We start from the raw sequence: 19,849 nt of genomic DNA, 5'->3' as shown, positions 1-19,849 counted from the left end.
AGTGCGACACAATGGGTAATGGAACCAGAATCGGCAAGGTGCGCGGCCTCGGCTCCGCGCATCAGGGCACCCATCACTGGTTGCTGCAACGCTTTACCGCGGCCGGCAATCTCGTGCTGGTGCTGTGGCTGGTGTTCAGCCTGCTGCTGATGCCCGGCTACAGCTATCTTGCCATGGCAAGCTGGCTGGCCAGTCCGTTTGCCGCGACCGCAATGGTGCTGCTGATCATCTCCACCTTCTGGCATGCCCGGCTGGGAATGCAGGTCATGCTGGAAGATTATGTACATGGCGCAAACCGGTTTGTTGCGATCCTGCTGTTGAACCTTATCTTCGTGGCAGCGGCCGTGTTCGGCATCGTCGCTGTGATCCGCATCGCGCTGGGAGCCGTTTGAATGGCCGAGATTAACGTACAGCCTGCCTACAAGATTATCGATCATACCTATGACACCATCGTGGTTGGCGCGGGTGGATCAGGCTTGCGCGCCACGATGGGCAGCGCGGAGGCGGGGCTGAAAACCGCCTGCATTACCAAGGTATTCCCCACCCGGTCGCACACCGTTGCGGCGCAGGGCGGCATCGCTGCCAGCCTTGGCAACAACACGCCCGACCATTGGTCGTGGCACATGTACGACACTGTCAAGGGATCGGACTGGCTGGGCGATCAGGACGCCATTGAATATCTCGTGCGTGAAGCCCCGCAGGCAGTGTACGAGCTTGAACATGCCGGCGTGCCGTTTTCCCGCAACCCTGAAGGCACGATCTATCAACGCCCGTTCGGCGGGCACATGCAGAACATGGGCGCAGGCCCGCCGGTCCAGCGCACCTGCGCCGCGGCCGACCGCACCGGTCATGCGATGCTGCATGCATTGTATCAGCAATCGCTGAAGTACGACGCGGATTTCTTCATCGAATATTTCGCGATCGACCTCATCATGGTCAATGGCGAGTGCAAGGGCGTCATCGCCATGTGCATGGATGACGGCTCCATTCACCGGTTCCGCGGCCATGCGGTCGTGCTGGCAACGGGTGGCTATGGCCGCACCTATTTTACCGCCACTTCGGCGCATACCTGCACCGGTGACGGCGGCGGCATGGTGCTGCGCGCCGGTCTGCCGTTGCAGGACATGGAATTCGTGCAGTTCCACCCGACCGGCATCTATGGCGCTGGCGTGCTCATCACCGAAGGCGCGCGTGGTGAAGGCGGCTATCTCACCAATTCCGAAGGCGAACGCTTCATGGAGCGTTACGCGCCTTCGGCGAAGGATCTTGCCAGCCGTGATGTCGTCTCGCGCTCCATGGCACTGGAAATCCGCGAGGGACGCGGCGTTGGTCCGGAAAAGGACCACATGTTCCTCCACCTCGACCACATCGATCCGACGGTCCTTGCAGAGCGTCTGCCGGGCATCACGGAAAGCGGCAAGATCTTCGCCGGTGTCGACCTCACGCGGCAACCGCTGCCGGTGGTGCCGACGGTGCATTACAACATGGGCGGCATCCCCACGAACTATCATGGGGAAGTCGTGACCATCGGACCTGATGGAGATCCAGAAACCGTGGTGCCCGGCCTGTTCGCCGTGGGCGAGGCGGCGTGCGTTTCAGTGCATGGCGCAAACCGGCTGGGATCCAATTCGCTGATCGATCTGGTCGTGTTCGGCCGCGCCACTGGCCACCGCCTGCAAAAGCTGATCAAGCCGGGTACCGGTCATGACAGCCTGCCAACCGACAGCGCTGATTTTGCCCTGTCGCGGCTTGACCATTTCCGTAACGCCAATGGTGGCTCGCCCACAGCGCAGATCCGGTTGGCGATGCAGCGGACCATGTCTGGCCATGCAGCGGTGTTCCGCACTGACGAGGTCATGGCAGAGGGCATGGACAAGCTTGCCGGTATCTATCGTCAGATGGAGGATATTCATGTGACCGATCGTTCGCTGGTCTGGAACTCGGACCTTATTGAAACGATGGAATTGGACAATCTCATCTCGCAGGCCACGGTCACGATGCACTCCGCATTCAATCGCAAGGAGAGCCGCGGTGCCCATGCGCATGAGGATTTCCCCGAGCGTGACGACGCCAACTGGATGAAGCACACAGCGGTATGGTTCAACGGCTGGGGTGGCAAGGACGGTGACGTGCGGATCGATTACCGCCCGGTGCACGAATATACACTTACCGACGACATCGATTACATCGAACCGAAAAAACGCGTTTACTGATCGCGCGGACAATTGCCCGCCGCTGGAGCAATTTTCGGCGGCGGATTTGCCATTTACGCGGCAAGCTTGTCTGGCGCCCTGCTCAACCGGCGGCCGCGACAATCTCAGCCCAGGCAGCCTCATCGATGATTTCGATGCCCAGTTCGGCCGCTTTCTTGAGCTTTGAACCTGCTCCTGGCCCCGCAACGATCAGATCGGTACGCACGGAAACCGAGCCTGCAGTCCGTGCCCCAAGGCGTTCGGCCTGCGCCTTTGCTTCGTCCCGGCTGATGGTCTCCAGCTTGCCTGTGAACACCAGGACCTTGCCCGCAACCGGACTTTCCCGCACTTCCACTGCATAAGCCGGCGGTGACACCTGCGTCAGCAGATCGTCCCACACCTCGACGTTATGCGGCTCGTGAAAGAAATTGCCCAGCGCTGACAGCACCGCCAATCCCACCCCGTCAATGCCGGTGATGCGCGCAGCGGCGGCTTCGTCGCCTGCATGTGCCGCAACAGCAGCAGTCCGCAACGCATCGAGCGTCACGAATTCCTTCATCAGGTCGCGCGCGGTGACCGCCCCTACATGCCGAATGCCAAGACCGAACAGCAGCCTAGCTGCATCTGGACTGCGCCGGCTTTCCACCGCCATCAACAGCTTATCCACAGATCTGTCCTGCCATCCGTCAAGCGCGGCAATCCGGGCGCGCTGCTCGTGCAGCCGGAATATATCGGCCGGGCTTTCAACCCAGCCGCGGGCGAAAAAGTCGGCGATGGTCCGCTCCCCCAGCCCCTCGATGTCAAGGGCAGCCCGGCTGACGAAATGCTCGAGCCGCTGCGTGCGTTGAGCAGGACAGATCAACCCGCCCGTGCATCGCACGTCGACCTCACCTTCCTGCGCCACGGCTTCGCTGCCGCACTGCGGGCAATGGTCGGGAAACGCGAAGTCGGGCCGCGCCACGTCAGGGGTCAGATTAGCGACAACCTGCGGGATGACATCGCCTGCGCGCTGGATCCTCACCCGGTCACCGGGACGAACCCCGAGCCTGCCGATTTCATCACGATTGTGCAACGTTACATTGGTAACAGTGACACCGCCGACCAGCACCGGAGCCAGCCTGCCCACAGGCGTCAGCTTGCCGGTGCGACCGACCTGCACATCGATCGCCTCCAGCACGGTATCAGCGCGTTCAGCGGGAAATTTGCGCGCAATCGCCCAACGTGGCGCCTTTGCAACTTCACCCAGACGCTGCTGCCAGTCGAGCCGGTCCACCTTGTACACCACGCCGTCGATCTCATGATCGAGCGTCGGACGTGCTTCGGCGATGGCATCATAGTGCGCGCGCAGCTGCGTTGCGCCTTCCACGCAAGCAAGCAGACGCGAAACGGGCACCCCCCACTGCGCGATCTGCTGCATTACCGCAAACTGCGACGTTGCGGGCACTGCCGATGCCGCACCCCAGCCATGCGCCATGAAACGCAGCTTGCGCTGCGCTGTCACGCTGGCGTCTTTCTGACGCAATGATCCTGCCGCAGCATTTCGCGGATTGGCGAAAGTCTTGCCGTCGGCTGCCTGTTGCGTTGCGTTCAGCGTATCGAAATCTGCCTTGCTCATGTACACCTCACCCCTGATCTCAAACAGGGCAGGCACATCACCGGCCAGCAATTGCGGAATATCGCCAATGTGCGCAACATTGGCGGTTACATCTTCGCCGACCTGCCCGTCGCCTCGGGTCGCTGCCTGAACCAACTGGCCTTGTTCATACCGCAACGAACAGGATAGTCCGTCGATCTTGTCCTCTGCTGTAAAAGCAAGTGGCGCATCCTGCGACAGCGACAGGAACCGGCGGACGCGCGCAATGAACTCGGCAACCTCCTCATCGTTGAACGCATTGTCGAGGCTAAGCATGCGCATCTCATGCGTCACCTTCGTCAGTGGTGACGCACCGATCGCATGGCCGACCGCGTGCAAAGGGCTGTCCGCGCGCGCGAGATGGGGATGGCGTGCCTCAAGCCCGGCCAGCCGCCGGACCAGTGCATCATATTCGGCGTCCGTCAGTTCAGGGGCGTCATCGGCATGATAAAGTCGGTTGGCACGGTTTATGCGCCGCGCAAGCCGCATCATCTCGTTTGCAGCGTCCGCTTCACCTGCTGCAGTTCCGCGGCTTTCCTCATCAGTCATCGCGGTCATGCACCCTCGTTCAGCCATGTTCCAGCAGGCGTTCGGCCTGCGCGCGGGCTTCGGGCGTGACTTGCGCGCCTGACAGCATCCGTGCAATTTCCTCCTGCCGCTGCTCGGTCGACAATTGCACAACCGACGTTCGCGTGACCATTGCATCTGCAGGCAGGGATTTCTGCGCCAGCACAGGCTTCCCGCTCGATTTGGCGATCAGGTAATGTGTGTCGCCGCGTGCCGCCACTTGCGGACTATGCGTTACAGCAAGCAGTTGCCCGCCGGTGGCAAGCCGGGCCAACCGTTCGCCAATGGCGCTTGCCACCGCGCCGCCAACACCCCGGTCGATTTCGTCGAAAATGATGACAGCCGCACCGCCCTGCTCGGCCAGCGCCACCTTGAGCGCAAGGATGAATCGCGACAACTCGCCCCCGCTCGCGATCTTGGCAAGCGGGGCAAAAGGAGCGCCCGGGTTCGTGGCGATCAGGAACTCCACATTGTCCATGCCGTGCGGCCCCCACCGCTCCTCCTCCAGCGGGGTGACGGCAGTCTGGAACCGCGCGGCATCCAGCTTGAGCGGTGCAAGCTCTGCTGCCACCGCCGCATCAAGCCACCGCGCCGCTGCGAGGCGCTGAGCACTCAACGCTTCGGCAAGGTTGCGATACGCTTCTGCTGCCTCGGCCGCGTCCTTCTCAAGTTCGCGCAGGCGGTGTTCGCCGCCTTCGATGGCGTCAAGCGCTGCCCGCAAGTCCACCATGCGTCCGGCAAGTTCGTCCACCGCGCAATCATGCTTGCGCGCTGCCGCCCGCAGGTCGAACAGGCGCCGCTCGGTCGTGTCGAGCCGCTCCGGATCATGGCTGAGCACTTCGGCGGCGCGTGCGATATGCTCCTCTGCCTCTCCACCCTCGACGATGCAGCGGTCCAGTGCTTCCAACGCCTGCGCCAGCAGCGGGTGTTCCGGCGCGATCCGGTCAAGCTGGCGCGCCGCGCTGCGCAATTGCGCCAGCGCGCTGTCGGATCCGGCCCAAAGATGGCGCAGCGTGTCCAGATCACCCGACAGACGTTCACCCTTCTGCATGTCGGCGCGCGCAAGGGCCAACTCCTCCTCTTCTCCCGGGACCGGAGCCAGCGCATTGAGCTCTTCCAGATGCGCCAGGAACAGGTCCTGCTCGGCAGCAGCGGTGTCGGCGGTTTGCCGAGCGGCGAGCAATGCCTCTTGTGCCCTGCGCCACCTGCGCCATGCCCGGGCAACCTCGGCTTCGTCCGCCTCGGCATAACGGGTGAGCAGAATGCGGTGCCCGCGCGGGTTCACCAGCCCCCGGTCATCATGCTGACCATGCAGTTCGACCAGGAACGGCGCAATCGCGCGCAGCACGGCAACGCCGACAGGCTGCGCGTTGACGAACGCCTTGGACCCGGCACCTTCGCCAGTGGCGCTGTCCACCTTGATGGTGCGGCGCAGGATCAGCGGCTCACCTTCCTCGATCTCGATACCGCCATCTTCAAGCACCTGCGCCATGCCAGCCGGCAGGGAGGCAAATTCAAACAGTGCCGTCACGCTGGCCTCGTTGGCGCCGGCGCGCACCAGCGCACTGTCCGCGCGATTGCCAAGCACGAGGCCAAGCGCGTCCAGCAGGATGGATTTGCCTGCGCCGGTTTCGCCGGTCAGCACGCCAAGCCCGCGCCCGAATGCAAGATCGAGCGCCTCGATGAGAACGATGTTGCGGATCGCAAGGGAAGTCAGCATCGCGCCTGATCCTTTGCGCAGGTCACTGGCACCGCTCGACACAGTCCAGACGCCTGCAGCGGCCCTGCATGGCGTCCGGCCAGACCTGAGGAGATAATGACGAACAAACCGATGATCAGTGACTGCCCGGCATCAGTGCGATACAAAGCGCTTGCGGCGGGAATTGCAGTGCTCAGGCGATCGCTCGGGTAATGACCGGAAAACTGGAGCAAGAGAGCGCCCGGATCAGCCGACGTAATTCGGCGCCTTGGCCTGCATCAGCCGGTAGGCTTCCTTGTACCATTCGCTGCCGGGGTAATTGGCAGCCAGCACCGCAGCCGATTTCTTGGCCTCCTCCGGGATGCCGAGCGCCAGATAGCTTTCGGTAAGACGGTATAACGCTTCGGGAGTGTGGCTGGTCGTCTGATAATCGGAAACGACATCGCGAAACCGCAGCGACGCCGCCAGCCACTTGCCTGTCCGTTGGTAAAACCGGCCCACTGTCATCTGCTTGCCTGCAAGATGGTCGTTCACAAGATCAAGCTTGAGCCGCGCATCCTTGGCGTAATTGCTCTGAGGATAGCGACGCACCACCTCGGTCAGGGCCTGCCGGGCAGAAGCGGTAATCTGCTGGTCACGAGTCACATCGCTGATCTGTTCATAATAGGACAGCGCGACAAGGTAATAAGCGTAAGGCGCATCCTTGTTGCCCGGATGGATGGACAAGAACCGCTGCGCCGATTGAATGGAAGCGGTGTAGTCGCGCGCCGCATAGTAGGAAAAGGCGCTCATCAACTGCGCCCGGCGTGCCCACGGCGAATAAGGATGCTGACGTTCCACCTCGTCGAACAAGGCAGCGGCCTGCTTCACCTGCCCGCGATCAAGCCGTTCCTTTGCCGCGAAATAAAGCGATTCCACGTCACGCGCCACATAGGCTGTGTCCTTTTGCGCGCCTGCGCTCCCGCCACATGCCGCCGTAAGGGTCAGCGCTGCGGCAATTGCCACATTGAGGCTACGGGAAAACGGGCGGGACGTGCGGCAGGGCACCGGGCGCAAGGCATGGATCATCTCTTCCCTATAACCGTCGGCGCCCTGAACGCCAAGTGAAGCTTGAGAGCGCTGGCCGCCTCTCTTCAGAAGCTGCCTGTCTTCGAAAACAGCCTTTCTTCAAGCTGCGCGAAGCTACCTTGATGTTGCCAATGTTGCATTGATGCCGCGCTAGCTGCCTCGGTGCTGCGCAGAAACGCGGTTGCCACTTGCGCAACATTGCGCCGCTTGGCAGTCTGCCTGTCTGCACCACCACCCGGCGCAACCCGCCTTGCGGCAAACCGCCGCGCCTTTCATGGAACATCATCGCATGCAGAAACATCTTCTTGCCCTGGCCGCCGCGTGCTGCGCCATTGCCGCTCCTGTCGCACAGGCAGCACCTGCAGACGATCTCGACCGGCTGATGGACGACATCTACGCAGCCAGGCTCAAGGCCGATCCGGTTGCCGCTTCTGCCGCGGGCGTGGAAGATTACGATCGACTTCTGGGCGATTATTCTCCTGCAGCGATGGATGCCCGCGCAGCGCAGGCGGCTGCGTTCCTTGCCCGGCTGAACACGATCGATGTGGCCGGATTGTCGCCGGAGGATCAGGCAGATCACGCCATTGTCAGGCGGCTTCTCGAAGAGACTATGGCAATGAACGGCTTTGGCCAGCGACTGCTCGCCTTTTCCAGCTATTACTCGCCCTGGCAGGGCTGGGCAGAAATCAGCAATTCCATGCAATTTGTTAAGGGTCTGGATTACGAGGAATATCTCGCCCGCCTTGAGGCCATCCCCGCCGCCAGCAGTCAGGTGGTGGCCAATACCGGCGCGGCGCTCGCCGCAGGTCACGCGCTGCCCTGCGTCGCTGTTGGCGGCGTGGAAGGTTCGATCCGCGGCGCCGTCGCTGCCGCGCCCGAGGAAACCCGGTTCTACCGGCCGTTTGCCCGCACCCGCCCCGCAGATCTGACACAAGAACAATGGGCCGCGTTACAGGAACGTGCGCGCGCAACGATCAGCAGGACGGTTGCTCCTGCTTATGGCAAAGCTGCGGACTACATCCGCGATGAATATCTGCCCCGCTGTGCCAAGGCAGCAGGCGCACTGGCGCAGCCCGACGGTGCGGCTTTTTACGCCTTTCGTGTCGGGGCGAGCACCACGACCGATCTGACCCCACAGCAGGTGCATGACATCGGCCTTGCCGAAGTGGCGCGCATCGCGGCTGAAATGGAGACGGTTGCGGCCACGGCGGGTTATCGCGACCGGGCAGCCTTTGTCGACAAGCTGCGCACCGACCCTGCCTATTACGCAACCACCCCCGAAGAATTGCTGGCGGCAGCTTCTGCGCAGGCAAAGGCACTCGACGGGTTGATGCCAGCCTATTTCAACCTGCTGCCCCGCCTGCCTTACGGCATCAGGGCCGTCCCTGCCGAAACGGCGGAAGGAACGACAACCGCGTATTACTCCTCGGGCAGCCCGGTTAACGGCGTTGCAGGTCATTATTACGTCAACACGTCCAAGCTTGACCAGCGGCCATTGTGGGAACTGCCCGCATTGACAGCGCATGAGGCGGTCCCCGGCCATCATCACCAGATCGCGCTTCAGCAGGAACTTGCCCTGCATCCGTTGCGGCGCGAATTTGCCTATTTCACTGCCTTTACCGAAGGCTGGGGCCTGTATGCAGAGAGGCTGGGGCTGGACATGGGCATCTACGACACGCCGGAAAAGGATTACGGGCGCCTGTCCTACGAGATGTGGCGGGCCACACGCCTCGTGGTCGACACCGGCATTCATGCGCTTGGCTGGACCAAGGAGCAGGCGGTCGCCTTCATGACCGAGAATACGGCACTGTCGGCAGCCAACATCGATGCAGAGGTGAACCGTTACATCAGCTGGCCGGGACAGGCGCTTGGCTACAAGCTGGGCGAACTGAAAATCAGGCAATTGCGGGAACGGGCGGAACAGGAACTCGGGCCGAAGTTCAGCCTCGCGGCTTTCAACGATGCTGTCCTGGCGCAGGGGCCGGTACCGCTCGACGTGCTGGACACGCAGATCGAACGCTGGATCACAGCGCAGAAGAACGCCTGATCGGTCAGGCGGCGCGCTGCGTTTCTTCTATCCAGCCGCCGCCGACCACCCGATCCAGATGGTACAGCACCGCTGCCTGCCCTGGTGAAACGCCATATTCAGGAACTGCGAACCGCAGCGTCACTGTGCCACCGTCAATCGGATCACCCTCAATGGCTACCGGGACAGGCCGCGCCATCGACCGGACCTTGGCGGTCAGTCCGCCTGCAGGAACAGCCCCAATCCAGTTGGTGTCGATGACCATGGCGGCATCGACCGCCAGCAGCCGTCTTGGCCCGACCAGCACGCGCCGCGTTTCGGCATCGATGCGGATGACGTAGAGCGGCTGTTCCTGCCCGCCGATATCCAGCCCGCGCCGCTGGCCAACGGTAAAGTGGATGATCCCCTGGTGCCGGCCAAGCACCTCTCCTGTTACCTCATGCACGATCTCGCCACCTTCCTGCGCCTGCGGTCGCAGGCGTTTCACCAGCGATGCATAATCGCCATCTGGAACAAAGCAGATGTCCTGGCTGTCCGGCTTGGCCGCGACGCCAAGTCCGAGGGATGCTGCAATTTCGCGCACCTGCCGCTTGGGCAGACCGCCAAGCGGAAAGCGCAGGAAGTCGAGTTGACGCGACGTGGTGGCAAAAAGAAAATAGCTCTGATCACGCGCAAGATCGACCGCGCGATGCAAGAGCGCTCCGCCGCTGCCATGGTCCGCCGGGTCGCGCTCGTCCGCGAGCGCGACCCGGCGGACGTAATGACCGGTCGCAAGGCAATCAGCGCCAAGATCGCGCGCCATTGTGAAAAGATCAGTGAACTTGGGGCCGATATTGCAACGGATACAAGGGATCGGCGTGCGCCCGGCGAGGTATTCGTCGGCAAAGCGGTCGACGACCTCGTCGCGAAAGGCGCTTTCGTGATCGAAAACATAATGTGCAATCCCGAGCCGGTCAGCCACCGCACGCGCATCGCGAATGTCATCACCGGCGCAGCAGGCGCCTTTGCGCTTCGTCGCTTCGCCATGGTCGTAAAGCTGCAGGGTGATGCCGATCACCTCCGCGCCGCTTGCCGCCGCCAGCGCTGCGACCACCGAACTGTCGACGCCGCCTGACATGGCAACGACAATCCTGCGGGCAGAGACAGGATGCTCAAGCTGGAACAGGTCGGCGGCGTCTGTGCCTGCCATGAGCAGGCTGTGTGCAGGGGATGTGGCCATGCAGAGACCCGTTACACTTTTTGCAGCGCCGGCAAAACCGCTATTGCTGTCGCCAAGGCTCCGTTTTTTGTAATGGAGGAACAAATGCGTATTACCGGCATGCCTTTTACCTGATGCTAAGTGTTTTGCCGCAAACCCCATGCGATGCGATGGCGGTGCACGACACTCCGGGCAAACCGCGAAGGCGGGTCAGCCCGGCAGTCAGGCCCGACATCATTTGTGATCATGTGGCGTAGCATCTGCTTGCGCCCATGTGTCGAGGGCGCAATGATCGAAAACCGGAACATCAGGCCAGCAGTAGTGATCGGCCCTTTAGGGGAACCGCTGACGATGGCCGACCTGCCGTCGCCCAACACCAGACGCTGGGTGGCGCGACGCAAGGCAGAGGTGGTGGCAGCTGTAAATGGCGGCCTGCTCAGCATCGACGAAGCATGTGCCCGCTACGGGTTGAGCATCGAGGAATACCAGACCTGGCACGATGCGATCCGCCAAGTTGGGCTCGAAGCATTACGCGTGACCAAGATACAGGACTACCGCAACCGCAAGGCAAGGTACTGACATGATATGCCTCCAGCACGAAATGTTCCGCAGACCTCCTGGGAACAGCGCCGCCAGGGCAGCCGTGCTGATACGCCGAATTAAAACTTCATCATTGCTGCGGAACGGGTAAACCTTTGTTGCGTTGATGACCGGAACTGAGGAGAACAAACATGAGCTGGATCATTGCAATTATTGTTGGCGGTATAATAGGCTGGCTCGCCAGTATAGTTATGCGCCGCGACGCTTCCATGGGAATATTCTGGAACATAGTGGTGGGTATTGTAGGCTCTTTTCTTGGCCGGATCATTGGCGGCCTGGTTGGCGCAGGAAGCACTTTGACCAGCCTTGATCCAGTTGGGTTGCTGATGTCGTTCATCGGCGCGGTCGTCCTGCTGGCGATTGTCAATCTTATCCAGCGCGGACGGGCTCGCTGAAGTATTCAGCTGTCGGCGGCAGCGTTGCCGCCGGCAGCAGGCCTGCCGTTCATCCCGATGTTCGTCGCACTGCTACGCTCATCAAGAGTGATGGTGACGGTGCTTTGCTTTTCTTCCTTGGCGCGCTATGATAATCGAATACCGGCTCCGGACAATCTGAAACCGGGGGGTCTGAAACGGCTTCGGGACGCAGGCGCAGTCCGCCCGTCTATAGGCAATACTGGCGGTCAGGATCATGAATTACAATTCTCCGGTCGGGGTTGACCGAACCGACTCGGTTACCGACTCCGGCACTACCACCCCTCTGTCACTTAAAACCACACATGGATTGGCGCGCCAGCCGGAGAGCCGCGATGCGCAGCATGGTGGCGCTGCAGATGAAGCGTTAAACGGAGAAAGCGACATTGCGCGTTCCGGCAAGCGCCGCCTCATCATCATCAGCGCGGCCGTTCTGCTTGTCCTGCTGGTTGTAGCGGCCTATTTTCTTGGCAGCGACGACAGCGTGACGCTGGCCGAAGGTGCCGACGCCGCTGATAACCAGATCCCTGCGGTATCGACCATCGTTCCGGGCCGCAGCACTGTTCAGGGGCGCATCACCGCATCAGGCACCTTGTCCGCCCGCCGGCCCATTCCGGTTGGCTCCGTCGGAGAAGGAGGCGCAGTGCAGACCGTCCTTGTCGATGAAGGTGACTGGGTTCGCCAGGGCCAGGTTCTTGCGGTAATCGACAGATCTGTTCAGTCGCGCCAGCTTCAGGCGCAATCGGCGCAGGTGGCGGTGAACCAGTCCGACCTGCAGCTGGCGCAGTCCAATCTGGACCGTGCATTGCAGCTTGTCGATCGCGGATTCATCAGCCAGGCCGACGTTGACCGTCTTACCGCAACACGGGACGCTGCACGTGCGCGGGTGCGTGTTGCCGAGGCTCAAACAGGCGAATTGCGTGCTCGCAATGCCCGGCTGAACATCGTTGCGCCTGCTGCAGGGCTGGTGCTGGAACGCAGCGTTGACCCCGGTCAGGTCGTTGGCGCGGGAACCCAATTGTTCACCTTGGCCAAAGGCGGAGAAATGCAATTGTCTGCGCAGATCAGCGAAGCAGATCTGTCGCGCATCAGCGTCGGCGCCAACGCCGCTGTGCAGCCGGTCGGAACCGATCGCAGCTTTGTTGGGCAGGTTTGGCAAATCGCACCCACGATTGACGAGCAAAGCCGGCAGGGCACTGCCCGGATCGCGCTTTCCTACGACGAGGCGTTGCGCCCGGGCGGCTTTGCGACCACCACGTTGCAATCGGGTACCGTGTCCGCGCCGGTCCTTCCTGAATCGGCGATACAGTCCGATGCCAATGGCAGCTTCGTTTTCGTCGTCAATCCCGACGATCGCGTGGTCCGGCGCCCGATAAAAACTGGGCTGGTGACCAGCGACGGGATCGTGATTGCCTCGGGTCTTGCCGGCAATGAACGCGTCGTCCTGCGTGCCGGCGGGTTTCTGAGCGAGGGCGATCAGGTCACTTCGCGGCCTGCCAGAGCTGATTGACGGGACCGGACTTTTGAACTTCAACAACATTTCTGCCTGGTCGATCCGCAACCCGATCGTTCCCATCGTGTTTTTCGCGGCCCTTTTGTTCGCCGGTATTCTGTCTTTCAACACGCTGGACATCAACAATTCGCCGGACATCGACTTTCCTGGTGTCAACGTCAGCGTAAGCCAGCCAGGTGCTTCGCCGACGGAAATCACCAATCAGATCACGCAGAAGGTCGAAGCGGCCGTCCGCTCCATCAACGGGGTCGACGAGATCCGCTCCACCGCCAGCGAAGGCAGCAGCAACACATTCGTTCAGTTCCAGATTGGCGTCGATGCCAATAATGCGGTGAACGAAGTGTCGAACGCCATCGACCAGGTCAGGGGCGATCTGCCCGACGGCATCCTGGAGCCGCGTATTACCAAGGTGGACATCGGTGGCGGCGGACCGATCGCCTATTACGCGGTCAGCGCCGAAGATATGACGATGGAGGAGCTGAGCTGGTTTGTCGACGACACCGTCGCGCGGCGGCTGCTGTCGATCGAAGGGATGGCGGCGGTCAGCAGGGCTGGCGGAGTAGACCGCGAAATCCGGGTGGTACTCGATCCTGCGCGCATGCAGGCTTATGGTATCACCGCTGCACAAGTGAACGCCGCGCTGCGGCAGGTGAACACCGATGCCGCTGGCGGGCAAGCAGAAATTGCAGGATCGCGTCAGTCCGTCCGTATTCTCGGAAACGCGGAAACAGCGTTCGACCTTGGCGAAACGCGCATCAATCTGGCAGGCGGACGCATTGTCCGGCTGCGCGACATCGCCGATGTTTCCGACAGCTTCTCGGAGCAAAGCTCCATTGCCAAACTGCGCGGCCGGCAAGTCGTGACGTTCAGCATGGAACGCGCAAAGGGCGAATCTGACGTGTCGGTCTATGACGGTGCGGTAGAAGAGCTGGCGGCAATCGAGCAAGAAAACCGCGGCATTCATTTCACCGAATTGTTCACGACGGTCGATTATACCAAGGAGCAGTATCATACCTCCATCGTTGCGCTGGTCGAGGGTGCGCTGCTGGCCGTGGTGGTCGTGTTCTTCTTCCTGCGCGACTGGCGTGCAACGCTGATCAGCGCCATTGCCATTCCGCTTTCTGCCATCCCGACTTTCTGGTTCATGGATCTGCTCGGCTTCACGCTGAACACCTTTTCGCTCCTGGCGCTCAGCCTGGTAGCCGGCGTGCTGGTCGATGATGCAATCGTCGAGATCGAGAACATCGTGCGGCACATGCGCATGGGCAAGACTGCATATCAGGCCTCGATTGACGCTGCGGACGAGATCGGTCTTGCCGTGGTCGCAACGACCATGTCGATCGTGGCGGTGTTCCTGCCCGTTGGCCTGATGCCGGGCATCAGCGGCCAGTTCTTCAAGAACTTCGGGCTGACGGTTGTCGCCGCGGTATTGATGAGCCTTGCCGTGGCGCGGATGATCACGCCCATGATTGCGGCCTATTTCCTCAGGGCGAAAGGCAATGCCGAACATGGCGAGGGCCGCGCGATGGACATATACATGGCCCTGCTCCGCTTCATGCTGAAGTCGGAGGATGCAGAGGCTTTCAAGCAAAGGCGCCCTTCTGCGCTTGCCCTTCTGGTTCCACCGCTTGTACTCGGCATCACCATATTTGTTTACGGCCTAGTTATCACCATAGCCTTTTCCGGCTGGGAAGAAGCAGGCGCGGCCATCATCAATGCCGCACTTGCAGGTGGAGCGGCTGCCGGCGCATTTTTCGCGATCATCCTTGTTATTGCGGCAATTGCCAGTTTCCTGCGCGACGGCAGCCTGAGCGGCGTTGTGGCGCGGGCGCGTTCCTTCGGCCATCGCACGCAGGCCCGTTTGCGCGACCACAGATTATGGGCTTTCTATATCGGGCTGACTGCCCTGGTGGTTACCGTGGCGCTGTTCGGCGTTCTGCCGCAGCAGTTCCAGCCTTCGTCAAACGAGGATAACAGCAGGGTCAACATCGAGATGACCCCTGGCACCACGATCGACCAGACAGAGCAGGTCGCCGACCAGGTGACCGCAATCGTCGAAGGCGCACCTGAAGTGCTGCGCGTGCTCGAACGCGTGCGTGAAGGTTCGGCAACATTGTTCGTGACGCTGGTGCCGGCGGAGGAGCGGGCAGCAACCAGTGTCGAGTTTGAACGCCGCCTCTCTCCGGCTCTTCAGAATGTCGCCGACGCCAGAGTGAGCTTTGCCTCGCAGGCAGGCGGGTTCGGGTCGGGACGCGACTTGTCGATCATGCTGGCCGGCTCGGATCCTGAAGAGCTTGAGGCAACAGCGCAGACGCTGGTCGAACAGATGCGCGGGCTGGACACGCTGGTCGCGCCCCGGCTGGAGGCGGACCTGCAGCGCCCCGAGCTGATCATCACTCCGCGCTTTGACCTTGCCGCTCAGCTTGGTGTGACGACTGCATCGCTCAGTCAGGCGGTGCGCATCGCAACCATCGGCGAGATCGATCAGAACGCTGCAAAGTTCTCGCTGTCTGACCGGCAGGTGCCCATTCGCGTGGTCCTGCCCAAAAGCTCGCGGCAGGATTTCTCGATCATCGAAAACTTGCCGGTGCCGACACAAAGCGGCGGTTCGGTTCCCCTCAACCGGGTGGCGGAGATCAGCTTTGGTGCCGGACCAACCCAGATCCAGCGTTATAACCAGTCGCGGCGCGTGCTGGTGGGTGCCGATCTTGCCGAAGATCAGGTGTCAGGCCCGGTAATGGAGCAAATCAAGAACCTGCCCATCATGCAGAACCTGCCGACCGGCATCTCGACACCGCCGGTGGGCGACGAACAATTCCAGGTGGAGTTGATCGAAAACTTCACCATCGCGGTGGTAACAGGAATTCTCCTCGTCTTTGCCGTGCTGGTGCTGCTGTACAAGCGGATCGTTTCGCCCCTGGTTAACATGACGTCGCTGCTGCTGGCTCCTCTGGGCGGATTGCTTGCGCTGGTGGCGCTGGGCGAGCCGGTCTCGATGCCGGTCTATATCGGTGTGCTCATGCTGCTTGGCATTGTTGCCAAAAACTCCATTCTTCTCATCGATTTCGCGCTTGAGGAGATGGACAGTGGCGTTGCCAAAAGCATCGCCATCATTGACGCAGGCCACAAGCGGGCGCAGCCGATCGTGATGACGACCGTGGCCATGGCAGCCGGCATGGTGCCGACGGCCCTGTCCCTGTCAGGCGACGGCGCCTGGCGTCAGCCAATGGGCGTGGTGGTAATTGGCGGGCTGCTCCTGTCCACACTTCTGACGCTGGTGATCGTGCCTGCAGGCTTCAGCCTTGCCGATGGTTTCGAAAAGCGGATCGGTCCGATCATGCGGCGTCGCTTCCTCACCTACCGTCCGGGCGACGACACCGCTCCTGTGCCTCCCCAGATACCGGTCCAGCCGGCCGAATGAACATCTAAGCACAGCCGCAGCCTTGATTACGCAAGCTTCATTACGCCACGGCGTCGCAACACAGCCGGGCAACGATCCGGGACGCAGGATGCGCGCAATTGCCACCGGCCTGCTGATTATCATGGCTGTCGTGTTTGTCGTCTCGCGCAGCTATGAAGGTGGTCATGCTGCGATCGGTTTTATCCGGGCGTTCAGCGAGGCGGCGATGATCGGCGCGCTTGCGGACTGGTTTGCCGTTACAGCATTGTTCCGTCATCCACTCGGCATTGCCATTCCGCACACTGCGATCATCCCCAACAACAAGGATCGCATTGCCGATACGCTTGCGCAGTTCCTGAAGACAAATTTCCTGATCCCCCAGGTCGTCGCGCGCCGCATGGGCGGGATCAATCTGGCGCAAGCCATCGGCGATTTTCTGGTGCAGCCGGGCCGGGTGGCTACGTCGCAACTGCGCACAGGGGTCATGAACCTGGTTGCTGAAATCCTGGAATCGCTTGATCCTGACCGGCTCGGCGCGCAGGTGAAGGCCGGGTTGCGGCATCAGCTGGAGAAGATCGCCATCGCGCCCGCACTTGGCGGTCTGCTGGCTGCCTTCATTGCCGACAGGCGGCACATCCCCTTGATGGAGACGATGATTCGCTGGGCCGGCAACACGCTGGAGCAGAACGAGGATTTGCTCCGCCAGATGATCCATGCCCGCACCAATGCCGTGCTCCGGTGGACTGGTCTCGATGAGAAGCTTGCCAATTCCGTAGTAAACGGTCTTTACCGGATGCTGGCTGAAATGCTGGTTGACCCTGCGCATCCAATGCGGTTGCGCGTGCAGGAGGGGCTGGAAAGCCTGGCTGACAGGCTGCGCAATGATCCAGCGCTGCAGGAGCGGGTCGAGGGGATGAAAAACGATCTGCTTGCCAATCCTGCCGTCGGCGATTGGTGGCAGGGCGTATGGGAACGGTTGCGCCGCTCCATGATCGATACGGCGCGCAACCCTGACGGCCTTTCGGACCATCTTGGTCATAGCCTTGCCGAACTGGGTGAAGCCCTGCGTCGTGATCAGGCGCTGCAAACCCAGATCAACAGATTTTTCAGGCGCAGCGCAGTCGCCGTGACGTCACGCTACGGGAATCAACTGGTTCAGCTGGTATCGCAGACGGTCAGACGCTGGGATGCGACGACCATCACCGATCGCGTCGAAGGTGCGGTTGGAAGAGATCTGCAGTTCATAAGGATCAATGGCACGCTGGTTGGCGGTCTCGTCGGCCTGTGCATCCATGGTCTGGAGCTGCTGGTGTTCTGAGCACCACCTATCTGGTGCCCGTAGCTATTTCTGAGCCTGAACAGCACGGATCATGTCATCGACATCGGTGAATTTTTCACGCGGAGACCCTGATCTTGCCGCTGTTTTCTCGGCTTCCTCGATCCGCTTCCAGTCTTTGAACGTGACAATGTTCAGCGCGCGTTCGGCGACCAACCGGTCGAAGCCTTCCCGCCCTTCCTTAGCCGCCACATTGTCAAGATCTGCCGCGATCTGCTTCACGATGCCAAACCCATCCGGCTTGTTGGTGCCAATCGTTCCGGTCGGACCCCGCCTTGCCCAGCCCACACAGTAGAGGCCGGGCGCCACGCGGCCGTCTTCGTTGGCGATACGCCCCAGCCGATCGTCAAACGGGACGCCCGCGATTCGCATGCTGCGATAACCGATGGCGGAGACCACCAGGCCGCAAGGGATGGAAGTGACCTCGCCAGTGCCGACCGCGCGGCCGCCGTCCAGCCGCGTACGCTCCACCTCCACTGCTTCAACCCGATCATCGCCAATCAACTGGACAGGAGCGGAAAAGAAATTGAACTCGATTTTGACAGGCTTGTTGCTGTCGTTGCGGGCGGATGCAAACTCCCGCAGCAGGGCCACCGATTTGCGTTGCCCGGGCTCAAGCGCATCGTCCTCCTCCTGCGGCGGAAGATCAGCCGGAGTTACAATCGGGACCGCGCGTTCTAGTCTGCCAAGTTCCCCAAGCTCCTTGGGGGTCATGGCAATCTGATGCGGCCCGCGGCGACCCAGCAGCACGATCCGGTCAAGCGCCGAGGACGCAAGCTGGTCAAGCGCGCTGGCGATAATGTCGGAGCCGGTGAACTCCTCACGCGTCTTTGCCAGAATGCGGGCAATGTCGAGCGCGACATTGCCATTGCCGATGAGGACAGCCGTTTTGCTCGAAAGATCGGGCTTCAGCCCTGCAAATTGCGGGTGACCGTTGTACCAGCCGACAAATTGCGCGCTGCCATATACCCCGGCAAGGTCACTGCCGGGAATGGTGAGCGGACGGTCATGCGGTGCGCCGGTGGCAAGCACGACAGCGTGGTAAAGCTCCTGCAGTTCCGCAACCGTTACGTCTTTACCCACGTCGATATGGCCGACAAACCGCACATTTCCTGTCATTGCGGTCTTTTCATATCGGGATGCGACATGTTTTATCGTCTGGTGATCGGGCGCGACCCCGGCGCGAATTAGGCCATAGGGAACCGGCAGCCGGTCGAACACATCGATGCGCACAGCATCACCCCAATGCTTCAACGCCGCCTCGGCAGTGTAATAGCCGGCCGGACCGGAACCGATGATGGCGATGTGGCGCATGTGCAATCCTCTTGTATAGCGAACCTGGAATGCTACCTTGCTGATGCAAAAAGAAAAGAGGTTCAGGCGGCCGCTTCTGCCTTGCCATCGTTCAGAAACGCAAGGATACGCTGCGTGATCCGCGCCGGGGACGCAAGCGGCACCAGATGACCTCCGTTGCGCAGTTCCATGGTGCGGGCCTGCGGGATGAGGCAGGACAAGGCGCGTTGATGTGCGATCGGCACAACCGGGTCGTCTGCCATGCCGATCAGCAGGACGGGCACACGCACAAATGGCAACAGGGCAGCAACGCTCCACCCCGAAATGGCGCCCAGCTGGGCTGCCACACCCGTCGGATCGGGTGTCTGAAATTGCTGAAGAAGGCCTGCGCTGGCTCCGCCTTCGCGCATCATTGCAGCAAAGGCGTCTCGCATCCGGGATGCGTCGGCATATTCCCGCACGTCCAGCAGCCGCGCAAAGATGGCCGGATCACCGACCGGAAGCGGAATGCCCGAAGTGGTTGCGATCAGCAGCAGCCGGGCTACCCGGGACTGTGCCTGAACCGCGATCTGCTGGGCAAGCGCGCCTCCCCAGGAAAATCCGAAACAATCGAACGGCGCGCCCGGATGCAACCGCTCCATGATGTCCAGCACAGCCTTTGCCATGCAGGGCATCAGATAAGGCACCTTGGGACCGGGCGAGCCGCCGCAGCCGGGCATGTCGGGGCACACGATCTGCCGCCCCGGCAGCGCAGCAGCAAGCCGTTCCAGCATGCCTGCACCAAAACCAATGCCATTCAGCATGAGAAGCGGCGGGGCACCCGAACCGGCCATGCCGGCGGTCACCACGTTGAAGCGCAGTCCGGCTGCGACGATAATGCTGGAGGTAAAGTGCATTTGCCCGCAGCTAGC

The 19,849-nt window shown here is 61.5% G+C and carries 14 protein-coding genes; 8 read left to right on the top strand and 6 right to left on the bottom strand.

Going from position 1 to position 19,849, the window contains the following annotated elements; translation table 11 throughout:
* Nucleotides 1-11 precede the first annotated feature (11 nt).
* Entirely contained in the window at nucleotides 12-392 is a 381-nt protein-coding gene (sdhD, locus tag RM533_RS01580; protein WP_311339428.1) for a succinate dehydrogenase, hydrophobic membrane anchor protein, read from the top strand.
* Nucleotides 393-2,213, top strand: a complete 1,821-nt coding sequence (gene sdhA / locus RM533_RS01575; RefSeq protein WP_311339427.1) for a succinate dehydrogenase flavoprotein subunit — start codon at nucleotides 393-395, stop codon at nucleotides 2,211-2,213.
* Between the two features lie 82 nt (nucleotides 2,214-2,295).
* On the opposite strand, the gene ligA is transcribed toward sdhA, so the two are convergent.
* From ligA to RM533_RS01560, 3 genes are all read right to left on the bottom strand, one after another.
* A complete protein-coding gene (gene ligA, locus RM533_RS01570) occupies nucleotides 2,296-4,383 on the bottom strand; it encodes an NAD-dependent DNA ligase LigA (protein ID WP_311339426.1) in 2,088 nt (695 codons plus the stop codon).
* A gap of 10 nt (nucleotides 4,384-4,393) precedes the next feature.
* Entirely contained in the window at nucleotides 4,394-6,112 is a 1,719-nt protein-coding gene (gene recN, locus RM533_RS01565; protein ID WP_311339425.1) for a DNA repair protein RecN, read from the bottom strand.
* A gap of 225 nt (nucleotides 6,113-6,337) precedes the next feature.
* Complete coding sequence (locus tag RM533_RS01560; protein ID WP_311339424.1) at nucleotides 6,338-7,159, bottom strand: outer membrane protein assembly factor BamD; 822 nt, start codon at nucleotides 7,157-7,159, stop codon at nucleotides 6,338-6,340.
* Nucleotides 7,160-7,448: 289 nt separating this feature from the next.
* Here RM533_RS01560 and RM533_RS01555 point away from each other — a divergent pair, with 289 nt between their 5' ends.
* A complete protein-coding gene (locus RM533_RS01555; RefSeq protein WP_311339423.1) occupies nucleotides 7,449-9,206 on the top strand; it encodes a DUF885 domain-containing protein in 1,758 nt (585 codons plus the stop codon).
* 4 nt (nucleotides 9,207-9,210) lie between these two features.
* On the opposite strand, the gene mnmA is transcribed toward RM533_RS01555, so the two are convergent.
* A complete protein-coding gene (gene mnmA, locus RM533_RS01550) occupies nucleotides 9,211-10,404 on the bottom strand; it encodes a tRNA 2-thiouridine(34) synthase MnmA (RefSeq protein ID WP_311339422.1) in 1,194 nt (397 codons plus the stop codon).
* A gap of 267 nt (nucleotides 10,405-10,671) precedes the next feature.
* On the opposite strand from mnmA, the gene sciP reads away from it, so the two are divergent.
* The 5 genes from sciP to RM533_RS01525 all read left to right on the top strand — a co-directional run bounded on the left by sciP (nucleotide 10,672) and on the right by RM533_RS01525 (nucleotide 17,627).
* Complete coding sequence (sciP, locus tag RM533_RS01545; protein WP_311339421.1) at nucleotides 10,672-10,962, top strand: CtrA inhibitor SciP; 291 nt, start codon at nucleotides 10,672-10,674, stop codon at nucleotides 10,960-10,962.
* A gap of 152 nt (nucleotides 10,963-11,114) precedes the next feature.
* Entirely contained in the window at nucleotides 11,115-11,378 is a 264-nt protein-coding gene (locus RM533_RS01540; protein WP_311339420.1) for a GlsB/YeaQ/YmgE family stress response membrane protein, read from the top strand.
* 235 nt (nucleotides 11,379-11,613) lie between these two features.
* Entirely contained in the window at nucleotides 11,614-12,906 is a 1,293-nt protein-coding gene (locus RM533_RS01535; protein WP_311339419.1) for an efflux RND transporter periplasmic adaptor subunit, read from the top strand.
* 13 nt (nucleotides 12,907-12,919) lie between these two features.
* A complete protein-coding gene (locus tag RM533_RS01530; protein ID WP_311339418.1) occupies nucleotides 12,920-16,330 on the top strand; it encodes an efflux RND transporter permease subunit in 3,411 nt (1,136 codons plus the stop codon).
* Nucleotides 16,331-16,418: 88 nt separating this feature from the next.
* Nucleotides 16,419-17,627 carry a DUF445 domain-containing protein gene (locus RM533_RS01525; RefSeq protein ID WP_311339417.1) on the top strand — a complete coding sequence of 403 codons (1,209 nt, stop codon included), beginning with the start codon at nucleotides 16,419-16,421 and terminating at the stop codon, nucleotides 17,625-17,627.
* Nucleotides 17,628-17,651: 24 nt separating this feature from the next.
* Here the strand turns inward: RM533_RS01525 and RM533_RS01520 are convergent, their stop codons facing one another.
* Both RM533_RS01520 and RM533_RS01515 read right to left on the bottom strand, forming a co-directional pair.
* Nucleotides 17,652-18,959 carry an FAD-dependent oxidoreductase gene (locus tag RM533_RS01520; protein WP_311339416.1) on the bottom strand — a complete coding sequence of 436 codons (1,308 nt, stop codon included), beginning with the start codon at nucleotides 18,957-18,959 and terminating at the stop codon, nucleotides 17,652-17,654.
* Between the two features lie 62 nt (nucleotides 18,960-19,021).
* On the bottom strand, nucleotides 19,022-19,834 hold the full coding sequence (locus tag RM533_RS01515; RefSeq protein WP_311339415.1) for an alpha/beta fold hydrolase: 813 nt from the start codon (nucleotides 19,832-19,834) through the stop codon (nucleotides 19,022-19,024).
* Between the last annotated feature and the right edge of the window lie 15 nt (nucleotides 19,835-19,849).

Source organism: Croceicoccus esteveae, assembly GCF_031846435.1.
Taxonomy (GTDB): domain Bacteria; phylum Pseudomonadota; class Alphaproteobacteria; order Sphingomonadales; family Sphingomonadaceae; genus Croceicoccus; species Croceicoccus esteveae.
This window is presented reverse-complemented; position numbering and strand designations above follow the sequence as displayed.